Source organism: Rivularia sp. UHCC 0363 (genome assembly GCF_034931125.1).
In the GTDB taxonomy this organism is placed as follows: domain Bacteria; phylum Cyanobacteriota; class Cyanobacteriia; order Cyanobacteriales; family Nostocaceae; genus Rivularia.
Genome location: NZ_JAYGHM010000001.1, coordinates 171,106 through 182,677, shown reverse-complemented (window position 1 = coordinate 182,677; position 11,572 = coordinate 171,106). Strand labels below are relative to the sequence as shown.

Annotated in this window: 8 protein-coding genes; 4 read left to right on the top strand and 4 right to left on the bottom strand. The window is 37.2% G+C overall.

Annotation, left to right across the window (positions count from 1 at the left end; genetic code table 11):
• Positions 1 to 212: 212 nt before the first annotated feature.
• Positions 213 to 1,649 carry a glycoside hydrolase 100 family protein gene (locus tag VB797_RS00740; protein WP_323235697.1) on the bottom strand — a complete coding sequence of 479 codons (1,437 nt, stop codon included), beginning with the start codon at positions 1,647 to 1,649 and terminating at the stop codon, positions 213 to 215.
• Positions 1,650 to 3,135: 1,486 nt separating this feature from the next.
• Between VB797_RS00740 and VB797_RS00735 the strand changes: the two genes are divergently transcribed.
• Positions 3,136 to 4,203: a hypothetical protein gene (locus VB797_RS00735; protein WP_323235696.1), complete on the top strand. Its 1,068-nt coding sequence runs from the start codon at positions 3,136 to 3,138 to the stop codon at positions 4,201 to 4,203.
• A 184-nt stretch (positions 4,204 to 4,387) separates the two neighbouring features.
• Here VB797_RS00735 and VB797_RS00730 read toward each other — a convergent pair whose 3' ends face one another.
• On the bottom strand, positions 4,388 to 5,473 hold the full coding sequence (locus VB797_RS00730; protein ID WP_323235695.1) for a spermidine/putrescine ABC transporter substrate-binding protein: 1,086 nt from the start codon (positions 5,471 to 5,473) through the stop codon (positions 4,388 to 4,390).
• A gap of 72 nt (positions 5,474 to 5,545) precedes the next feature.
• Complete coding sequence (locus VB797_RS00725) at positions 5,546 to 6,679, bottom strand: ABC transporter ATP-binding protein (protein WP_323235694.1); 1,134 nt, start codon at positions 6,677 to 6,679, stop codon at positions 5,546 to 5,548.
• Between the two features lie 320 nt (positions 6,680 to 6,999).
• Here VB797_RS00725 and mrdA point away from each other — a divergent pair, with 320 nt between their 5' ends.
• Positions 7,000 to 8,838: a penicillin-binding protein 2 gene (mrdA, locus tag VB797_RS00720; protein WP_323235693.1), complete on the top strand. Its 1,839-nt coding sequence runs from the start codon at positions 7,000 to 7,002 to the stop codon at positions 8,836 to 8,838.
• Positions 8,839 to 9,037: 199 nt separating this feature from the next.
• Here mrdA and VB797_RS00715 read toward each other — a convergent pair whose 3' ends face one another.
• On the bottom strand, positions 9,038 to 9,532 hold the full coding sequence (locus VB797_RS00715; protein WP_323235692.1) for a pentapeptide repeat-containing protein: 495 nt from the start codon (positions 9,530 to 9,532) through the stop codon (positions 9,038 to 9,040).
• 197 nt (positions 9,533 to 9,729) lie between these two features.
• Here VB797_RS00715 and gcvT point away from each other — a divergent pair, with 197 nt between their 5' ends.
• Together gcvT and gcvH are read left to right on the top strand one after the other, a co-directional pair.
• Positions 9,730 to 10,860, top strand: a complete 1,131-nt coding sequence (gcvT, locus tag VB797_RS00710; protein ID WP_323235691.1) for a glycine cleavage system aminomethyltransferase GcvT — start codon at positions 9,730 to 9,732, stop codon at positions 10,858 to 10,860.
• A 276-nt stretch (positions 10,861 to 11,136) separates the two neighbouring features.
• A complete protein-coding gene (gcvH, locus tag VB797_RS00705) occupies positions 11,137 to 11,526 on the top strand; it encodes a glycine cleavage system protein GcvH (protein WP_323235690.1) in 390 nt (129 codons plus the stop codon).
• Positions 11,527 to 11,572: the final 46 nt, after the last annotated feature.

The window sequence follows — 11,572 nt, the reverse complement described above, 5'->3', positions numbered from 1 at the left end:
AACCTTTAACCTTTAACCTTTAACCTTTAACCTTTAACCTTTAACCTTTAACCTTTAACCTTTAACCTTTAACCTTTAACCTGTAACCTTTAACCTTTAACCTGTAACCTTTAACCTTTAAGCTATTCCCAAAAAATAATCCCCCTCACTTTACTTTACATTTGCGAGAGAGATTATCAACATAAATTTTGAACTTTTAACTATAAACGGAATTAGGCATCAAAGCTATCAATTTCAAATTCGCAAGCCCTAGAAGCTTCCTCTAAACTAAATGGCTCAAAATTGACCAATGATAAATAAGATGGCTCTTTAATCATTTCTTTTGCTAATAGTAATCCCGCAATTGTCCAAGTTTGATATTTTCGAGATTGCTTACCAATTAATCTTCCGCGCTTACCATCGTAATATTCTGGCCATTCATCTTCTTGAAGACGTAGTTGAGCAACACTAATTGCTCTTTCGGCAATACATATTTTATTTGTTTTAATCGCTGCGGCTGTTAGCATCCACATTAGAACTGGCCAACTTCCACCATTATGATAAGACCAAGGAATATTCTTCGGGTCGCATCCGGTTATTAGTCTATATTCTTCATTTTCTAATGCCGGAAAACTAATTTTCATCGGCATATCTCCTACTAAGTCTTCCCATCTCTTTTCAATCAGAGTCATAATGGCTTGAGATTGTTCTTCACTTGCTAAATCACAAATAACTGCCATCAAATTCCCTAAAGAAAAGAAGCGAGTATCTAACTGTGATGGTCCGACATTACCTGCTAAATAACCGCCTTTTTTCGGCAGCCATTTATCCAATTCATAGTAAGGAAGTGAATCTACATATATATTAAATTGGTTAACAGCTTCTATGCCGTATTCTTCACCTTTGTAACGATAAATAGCATTAAGACGTTTAATATCTATCCAATAATGCTTACGAATATGAGCGCGTAAAATAGGTAAGCGATTATCGATCGCAATCACCAAATCTTGATTACCATGACAGATTAACATTTCTCGCGCCGCACGCAATGCTGTATAAAATAAAGATTGAATTTCTAAAGGATGTCCGGAGATTCCCAAGCGTCGATCGATCATGCAAGCACCATCGGGAACCAACAGTGTTGGATACATATCAAAGCGAGTTGCTAAACAAAGCTCCAAAATTAATCCAATACCTTTTTGAAACTCTGGTTGATACACAAATGAATAATCTTTAGTTGCGACTACATAAGCACGTAATATAATCAGCCACCAAAAGCAAGAATCAATTGGTGTAACTCTAGCGATCGCGTGTTCGCCAAAATCAGCTTCTAAATGCTCTTCTCCATTATGAGATACTACTTTGAAACTAGCTGGCATGATACCTTGACCTGGTTTGTAAGCGTCCAGTTGGTTATCTTTTGGCTGTAATTTCAGAGTTTCTTCTAGAAAGTTACGGACTATATCCGTTTGTCCTTTAATTAAGAAAAGTAGAGCCGATGAAACAAAATCTCTGACAAAACATTGGTCGTAGTTTAATGAGTCTACACTTCCATCCAAAGCTGCTACCGTACCTACTGGACGACCTTGATAGTAAAGAATTGACTTTTGCAATTCTTCCCATGCTTCTTCTTCTATTTTTTTAATTGCTGCAATATCTTCTAGCTGCATATCTATTCATACTCCCTTTATTGTATGGTTAATTTAGTTGACCAAAACTACTTATAAGTTCCCCTGAATGCAATTGAAAAATAAGTTTATTGATTCTCAAAAATCAACAAACATAATTTTATTTAGTGAGTAAAATATTTTTATTAATCAGATTCGTACTACTTATTATCATTACACTATTTACAGAAAATATTTAATCGTTTTTTTGCCAAGTAAAGATATATCATGGTGCCATTCTTTGCTTGAGCATAATCAAATTATCTTTGAGTAAAGATACTTAAAACTAATTAAGAAAACTCCAATAAATAAATCAATTAACTTATTAATTTATTCCCCTGCATAATAAAAAATTATAACAGATTCTAATATCGCGCAACAATTATTATGATCTTCCTTTGCTATGGTTATCGATAAATACTTCGTCTGAGAATAAGATTGCTAAAAAGGTTTTGGATCGCATTCTATAAAAGTAAAATACAAAAACTTTTACAGGTATTATTTCTTCAAATAACCATAAATTAACACTGATTTCCCAAGCGTTGAATTATAAATAAATAGTTGAACAATCCCAAAAAATTATCCAATGATAAGTCTAAAGCTAGAAACGCTAATATTTATAACCTAATAGCAATATTTGCTGCTATTACTTGCTATTTTGATACGGTGATGTATGGAAATTTAGACAATTCAACTTGCTAATAATTGCAACTATAAAAAAAGCTTGCCTGTTTAACTGTATATAAAACTACAAAACTAGCAAGTAGCTTTATTCCTTTAAATAAAAACAGTTTTAGATTATATATTTGTTGATTGTTTGAATAATTTCGACATCCGATATATTTACATAAGGGTAACTTTATCCTCGACTTTTATAAGTATATTTACTTGAAAATCTATATAAATTATAATAGCAAAGCAAATTAGACTTTAATTTAACAGCTAAAGTTAAGCTATTAACAATACTTTTGTAGCATTTTGTAATCATTGTTACAGAAATTATATCAAATATAAAATTTTATTCAAGGCTAATATCTGTTAACGGGACAAAAAATTAGTAAAGTATGGCTGATATTTGATAAAGTTTTTATGAACCAATTTTTCCAAACCTGATTGTTTTAAAAATTACCATTTAACAAAGACAGTCTAAATCAATCTGGATTCACAAGGTTCAGTATTTATACACATTTGATACTTGATTAACATAACCGTTAAGTGTAAATACTATTTAGTTCTGCTTTTTATATTTAGCAATATTTATTGCAGTAAAAATAAATAATACTTTTACTCAAGAGTTCAATAAGTGTTTTTAAAGGAGTTGAAAATAGTAATAACAAGATGTTTTCATGAAAAATAGTTGAAAATTTTACTTATTTTTCTTGTATTATACTTACATTATACTTAATATCAATTTTGTACTAGATACAACAATCGCAATAATTTACTATAAGCTCATTTGTTGATCGCAAAAAATACGTAGGAAAAATGTATGCTAAAAGCTACTACAATTATCAAAACTTCTTCAGCCGAGCGAGTGTTGAATCTTTGGGCGCGTCGCTATACACCAGGTATATCTTCTTTACTAGTTCATTATTCATCTTGTGACGAATTATTACAAGCATCGACACCAGAAGGGAGGGCTTTAACTGCTAACAAGTTAAGAGAGAAAATGTTAGATGTGAATTGTCAAATGGGCTGGATACAAACTAAAAATCTTTATAACTATATTCCGAATGTTTTAGATTTAACTGAAGCAAGAAGGATTACAAAATTTGCTTTCCGTATCTATAAAAAGTTACTTGAAGTTTATCAGCAGCAGTCACCGAATCTAGAAATAGATAATAATAGTCTTTCTCAGTGGGTTATACCAGCAGTAGAAGAACTTGCATATGCTTTAGAGCCAATATTAATTGTATTTCAAGAGCAGCACGTAGTATCTAAAGATTGGCGTAGTCTTGGTTTTATGACCTCGCAATTGAATTTTACTAATAAGTTAATGTTGAAAAGGTTGACACCTGCCGAACAAGCATTATTCGCTCCCTATTTAAAATTTGTTGAAGAACAAGTAGCAATGCCTTGGCAAAGAGTTTGTGCTAATGCTGCTAATTATCAGTTAGATTCACCGCAATTGAAACTTGTCGAACAAATGATGCCAGCATCACCCGACATTGCCCAATCAGTTTATCGCAAGCTAAATGAATTGTTGCCTAACAATCGCAGCCGCAGGGGTCAATTAAGCGATCGCGGTATATCTCATTCTTGTTTGCGCGATTTGAATATGTTCCAAGCTTATATATTACTGTGTTTTTTAGAACAAAGTATCACCCCAATCGAACAGGAATTAGTTCCTTTATGTGCAATGGTGGTAGAAGGAGTTGAAATTAAATGGGAACTAACCGAAAAATGGTGTGAAGTTCTAGCTGACGAAATGGAAAGCCGTTTAGATCCCGAACAAAAAGAATTGTTTAAGCCTTATACTCAAGGCATGAAACAGGCTTTTTTCAAAGAACGGAGAAGTTTAGGTTGTAGTGAAGAATTGATGGTAGATGTTGTTTGATTGAAGGGAGTAGGGAATAGGGAATGGGTAATGGAGAATGGGGAAGAAAATAACTCCTAACCCCGAACACGGATTAAATGGATGACACTGATGACACTGATTAATAACTCTGGTGGTATTAACTCCTAATTCCTAACTCCTAACTCCTAACTCCTAACTCCTAACTCCAAAATCCAAAATTCCCTCACCCACTCGTTAACTTAGTCCAGTAACGTTCGTAAACCTCTTCAAATTCTCCAATCGGAGCGAGACGTTCGCATTTTTGTAAAACATTTTCTGGTGGGAATAAAGTTGAATTGTTTTTAATTTGTAGGGGTAATAATTCAAAAGCTGCACTATTGGGAGTCGCAATACCTAAACGTTGGCTCATCCGTGCTGCAACTTCTGGTTTTAACATGAAGTTTATCCACTCATAGGCACCATTTAAGTTACTAGATGTTTGAGGAATGGCAATAGTATCAGTCCATAAAGATGAACCACTTTGAGGTGTGACGTATTTTAATTTAGGGTTTTCTCGGGTTAGTTGAAAAGCATTTGAGGAATAACACATCGCTAAATATAAATCTCCTGACATGATTTGATTTTGCCATCCATCTGTACTAAAAGCAGCAATGTCGGGTTTCAAAATTTGTAGTTTTTCATAAGCTTGTTTAATTTGGGTTTCATTCTGAGAATTGTAAGAATAACCCAACATTTTTAAAACTCCACCTATCACTTCTCGTGTATCATTAAGTAAGGTGATTCGTTTAGAAAGTTTTTGTTGATTTTGCCACAGATAATTCCAGTCTTGAGGGGCTGCGGTAATTTTTTCTGAATTGTAAATAAAGCCAGTAGTACCCCAACTCATGGGGACGCTATAGCTATTATTAGGGTCATATTCGGGATTTTGAAAGCGCGGAAATAAATTATCCAAACCGATTAAACGTTTGCGATCAATTTGTTTTAATAATCCTTTATTTACCATCTTACCTACCATGTAATCTGATGGATAAATCAGGCTGTAACTACCACCACCGCTTGCCTGTAATTTAGCCAGCATTACTTCATTCGCATCATATACATCTGCAAGTACTTTGATGCCAGTTTGAGTAGTAAAAGTTTTTAATAAATTGTTATCTGTGTATTGACTCCAAGTAAAAAGATGCAATTCATCAAGCGCACTAACTATGTTAGAAGATGTTCTTACATCACCTAATCTCCAACCACAACTTGCAGTTGTTAATCCAGAAAGTGCAGCTAACCCTGTAAAAAATTCTCTTCTTCTAATCATTTCTTATTTCTTTTTTATCTAAATCGACAAATAAAAATAAACATGGATAAAATAAACATCCGCCATACTAAACTATTGGTTATTAAGTAAAGCCAAACAATCGTCCTCAGCCCACCAAGCATAAATTGGTGTTTCGGGGTCTGGTAACATTCCAAAGGTACTCGGCTGCATTACTGTAATATGTAAAAAAGGCGTTAATTCAACTACATAATTAACGTGAGTTCCTAAATACATCACATTCACCAAACGTCCTTCAAAACAGTTATTTTGAACGCTAGGTTTATATAGCGAAAGCTGAATTTTTTCCGGACGCACGCTCAATGATACACTTTGGGATACGCCGGTAGGGGTGAATAGATTGCGCTTAACAATCACTTTAAGTCCGGCTTTAGTCATTACTTCGATATTGGCTGCATCTACATCTGCTATTTCCCCCGACAACAGATTAGTATCCCCAATAAAATTAGCTACAAAAGGTGATAGCGGATGTTCGTAAATTTCGTTTGGGGTGCCGATTTGTTCAACTTTTCCATGATTAACGATCGCAATACGTTGAGATAACGACAACGCTTCTTCCTGGTCGTGCGTTACCATGATAAAAGTTAATCCCAAGTTTCTATGTAAATTTAATAACTCAACCTGCATTTCCTTACGCAGCTTCAAATCTAACGCACCCAGAGGTTCATCTAACAATACCACTGCTGGACGATTGACTAAAGCCCGTGCTAATGCAACTCTTTGCTGTTGACCTCCCGAAAGTTGATAGGGAAATCGCGATCGCAAACTTTCCATTTTCACGAGTTCTAAAGCTTCTTGGACTCTACTTACAATTTGAGCTTTCCGCAGCTTTTTTAATTTCAAGCCAAATGCGATGTTATCCCATACATTAAGATGGTCAAACAAAGCATAACTTTGAAAAACAGTATTGACTGGTCTGCGGTGAGGGGGGACTTTAGCCATAGGACGACTTTGAATAAAGACCTCACCAGCGTCAGCTTTTTCAAAACCAGCAATTAAACGTAGGATAGTTGTTTTTCCGCAACCGGAAGGACCGAGAATACTAAAAAATTCTCCTTGTCTGACATCTAAATCTATCCCGTGTAAAGCCGGTTCTTTGTTAAAAAACTTGAACACTCCAGACAGTTCAACATCAAGCGACTCGAAAGTCGTCATATCCTCTTGCTGCTGCGTTATAGTTTGAGACATAATCCTTTTGATAATCGCGTGTTTGTACGTATTTGCACCACCAAATGTAGTCTATAGTTGCTGACTTTTGAAGGCACTTTGGTTTATTGTATACGTCAAAAACAATTTACTCGTTAACAAACGCGGCGAATGAATCATAAAATCAGTCATATGACAACTAAAAAGTAAATATTCTGAGGGCTTTTAATATTTAGCACAAAGTAGCTAAGAATACACTAAAACATAATATACTCTTTCAATTATTTAACAGTCGTCTCCCGGTTAGCACCAAGACGCAATCGTATACAGATAATGCTATTTTCTTTATTAATTTTTGTCTTATGACCTTATTACAACTACCTCGCATCGGTAAGGAAAAAGATGCACGTACCGTAGGTAAAGGCTATCAATCTATATTTTTAATCGTACTCACCTTATTGTTGACAAGTGGAATACTTGGTCGATTAGCATATTTACAAATAGTTAAAGGAGAAAGCTTCAAAAAACGAGCGCAAGATAATCGAATTCGCTTGATTCTCCGACAGCCAGAGCGAGGTAATATTTATGACGCAAATGGCAAGCTGTTAGCTACAACTCGCTATCCTCATTCTGTATATTTGTGGCCTATGGCTCATGAGAAAGAAGAGACATGGAACACAATCGGCCCGCGTTTATCTCAAATCCTTGGTATACCCCAAAAAGAAATTGAAGATAAATTAAAAGAAGCCGGACCCAACTCTTCCTCTTTAGTAAGAATTGCTCGCGATATTAGCCTCGCGCAAATTACGGCTTTAAAAGAGTACGAAACGGAGTTGCCAGGAGTAGAAATTAATCGGGAAGCCGTTCGCTACTATCCTCATGGGGCAGAATTAGCTCATGTAATTGGCTATACCCGCGAACTCACCGCAGAACAGTTAGCCGAGAAAAAGAAAGACGGCTACCGTTTGGGAGATGTCATAGGACAAATGGGTGTGGAAAAAGCTTTTGAAACTACGTTGAGGGGAGAATGGGGCGGTCAACAGGTGGAAGTTGATGGTAAAGGTCGTCCTTTGAGAACATTAGGCGTAAAGCAAGCAAAACCCGGTCAAGATATTAAGTTAACTATAGATATAGATTTACAAAAAGCTGCTTATAAAGCTTTGCAAGGACAAACCGGCACAATTATTGCCTTAAATCCTAATAACGGTGGTATTTTAGCAATGGTGTCCAATCCGGCATTTGACCCCAACGTATTTTCCAAGCAAAATCCCTCACCTAAAGAATTACAGGCAATACTCTTAGGTAAAAACCATCCCATGCTCAATCGTGCTTTCAGAGCTTATCCCCCTGCAAGTACTTTTAAAGTTGTGACTATAGCCGCAGGTTTAGAATCGGGTAAGTTTTCTCCGAGTACGGTGCTGCAAACCTACGGTTCTTTATCCTTTGGCGGACACCGTTTTAATGAATGGAACCATGCTGGATTCGGACCATTGGGATTTCCGGGGGCTTTAGCTATGAGTAGCGATACATTCTTTTACCAAGTAGGGGCAAGAGTCGGCGGTAAGAATTTGATTAAATGGACTCGTAAATTTGGATTCGGAGTACAAACAGGCTCGGAATTTTCCTTCAGCGAATCGAAAGGCTTTGTACCCGATAACGATTATCAACGAAAGTTGTGGAAACGCGATTGGACGGTAGGCGACTCAGTAAATATGTCAATCGGTCAAGGAGCATTGCTAACTACACCTTTACAAGTAGCAAGAATGTTCGCCGTACCAGCAAACGGCGGCTATTTAGTTAAGCCCCACGTTCTCAAAGACAACGAAGAGAAAAAGAAATGGCGAGAATCCGTAGGTATGAAACCAAAAACCGTCGAGATTATTCGTAAAGGATTGCGACAAGTAATTACAGATGGTACGGCTAAGTCAATGAATTCGCCAACAATCCCGCCTTTGGCAGGTAAAACCGGAACCGCTGAAGCCTGGAGATCCAATCGCGTTAAAGCAAATCACGCTTGGTTTGGTGCATATGCACCCGCCGACAAACCAGAAGTTGTCATCTTAGCATTCGCAGAACACTCCGGTGGTGGTGGTGGTGCCGTTGCCGCACCAATGGTTAAAAAAGTTCTGGAAGATTACTTCCAAAGAAAGTATCCAGGTAAATACCAAAAGCCTGAAGCTGAAGAGAAGAAAGCTCAGTAATTGGTAATTGGTAATTGGTAATTGGTAGGAATTAAGAGTGAGAATTTACAAAAACACCCGCAGCCTAGAAGGCTGGGGCTAATACTACAAAGCCTACCTGCGTAGGCTGGATTAAGCGCTTTATACAGTAACGGTATAAGAATTAATTCTCCCCATTACCCATTACCGATTACCCATTACCAATTACCCATCCTTTCAACTAACTACATTCCAAAGAAGCACGAGTTGAAACGCCGGTTTTAGAATTAATACCACTAGCGGTTTCACAGAGTTTATTAACTTCTACGCGGTCTAAAATGGCACCACTAAAATCAGCGCCAGTAACATCAACATTACGAAAAATAGAACGTAACATCATTGCATTGGCAAAAACCCCATCACTTAAATCCACCTCTTTAAAGCTTGTTAAATAAGCTATCCCGTCTGTAAAATCAACACCGTGCAAATTTGAATTTTGTAATAACGAACCATTAAAAACAGCACCGCGCATATCGGCGTTGCTAAAATTAGTATCTTCTAAACTCAGAGTGGTGTACTCTTGTCCTACTAAGCTTTGACCGGATAAATCCTTACCAGATAATTCATTACCAGCCGCACGGGAAATACTAGAAGAACTTGCCGCGTTCGCCGACAACGGATAAAAAAGCACAACAATAGCTAAAACCAAGCTAGCTAGTACTTGCCAAAATTTCATAATGTTTACTTAATAAAACTCAATACATCCACATTTAACCATACTTAGCAGCAAAGGAACGAGATGGGGAGATAAGGGGATGGGGAGACAAGAGGAAGATTTTAATCCAAAATCCAAAATCTAAAATCTAAAATCTAAAATCCCCTGACTCTTGTAGGATATTTAAAGATGTTGATTCAGAAAAGCTTTATTTGTCTGTGGCTAATCAAGAAGGAATGGCAATGATAGCGCGATCGCCTTTATTCTCGGCTATACAAGGCTGTAATGCGCGGTTTACTAGTTTTGGTGGCTGGGAAATGCCGTTACAGTTTTCTGGGATTACTGCTGAGCATGAGGCTGTTAGAAGTAATGCTGGGATGTTCGATATTTCCCACATGGGTAAGTTTACTTTACAAGCTAAAAATTTAGTTTCTCAACTCCAACGCTTGGTTCCTTCCGATCTAAGTCGTCTACAAGCTAATCAAGCACAGTACAGCGTTTTATTAAACCCCCAAGGTGGGATAATTGATGACATAATTTTTTATTATCAAGGTGAATATAATACTGTACAAAAAGGATTTATTATTGTTAATGCCGCAACCACAGTTAAAGACAAAGCATGGCTGCTCGAACATCTCGACCCCATACAGGTAGAATTCCAAGACTTATCTACAGAAAAGGTCTTGTTAGCAGTTCAAGGACCCAAAGCTACTGAAATTCTCCAAAAGTTTGTCGATCAAGATTTAACATCTATTAAAGCATTTGGTCATCTGGAAGCAATAGTACTCGGTAAGCCTGCGTTTCTGGCTCGTACTGGTTACACCGGGGAAGATGGTTTTGAGGTAATGGTAGAACCAAACGTGGGAGTGGAACTTTGGCAAAGTTTAATTGAAGCTGGTGTAGTTCCCTGTGGATTGGGTGCAAGAGATACCTTGAGATTGGAAGCCGCGATGGCGCTTTACGGACAAGATATTGATGATACCACCACCCCTTTAGAAGCTGGTTTAGGTTGGTTAGTTCATTTAGACTCAAAAGGCGATTTTATTGGTCGCGAAGTATTAGAACAGCAAAAAGCTAACGGGGTTCAACGCAAACTGGTCGGCTTACAAATGCAAGGACGGAACATCGCCCGTCATGGCTATTCAGTATTATCCGCAGGAGAAAAAGTAGGAGAAATTACTAGCGGTACCTTATCGCCAACATTAGGTTATCCGATCGCTTTAGCATATCTACCCGCAGAAATAGCAACCGTCGGCAATCAGTTAGAAATAGAAATTCGTAATAAAACCTATCCTGCGATAATAGTAAAGCGTCCGTTTTATCGATCGCCAAGTCGTCTTAGTAAATAAAGATGGGATGAGTAATGGGTAATGAGTAATGGGTAATGGGTAATTGGTCATGGGTAATGGGTAATTCTTTAACTACTCCTTACTCTTAATATAAAATATAAAATCTAAAATCTAAAATCTAAAACTTGTGCTGATGCTTCGGCTTACCTCGACTTACCTCGACTTCGCTCGGTACAAGTCGCTCGGTACAAGTCGCTCGGTACAAGTCGCTCGGTACAAGTCGCTCAGCGCTAAACTTGCCGAAGTATCTAAAATCCAAAATCGAAAGGAGATAATATGGCTTTTGAATATCCAGAAGATTTGAAATACTTAGATAGTCACGAATACGTGCGTCTTGAAGGTGAAAATGCCACGATTGGGATTAGTGCTTTTGCGATCGACCAGTTGGGAGATATCGTATTTTTGGAATTACCCGGAGTTGGCGATCGCGTAACCAAAGGAGAAACTTTTGGTACGGTTGAATCAGTAAAAGCTGTAGAAGACTTGAATTCTCCTGTAACTGGTACTGTCACTAAATGCAATGATGCAATGATGGATTCTCCAGAAAAATTAGCCGATGAACCTTACGGTAAGGGATGGTTGATCGAAGTTAAAGTTGAAAACCCTGCCGATATTGATGATGCAATGAGCGCGAAAGAATATAAAAGTAAGGTGGAAGGGGAATAGAGGAGATGGGGAGATGGGGAGATGGGGAGAAATAATTCTTATTAAC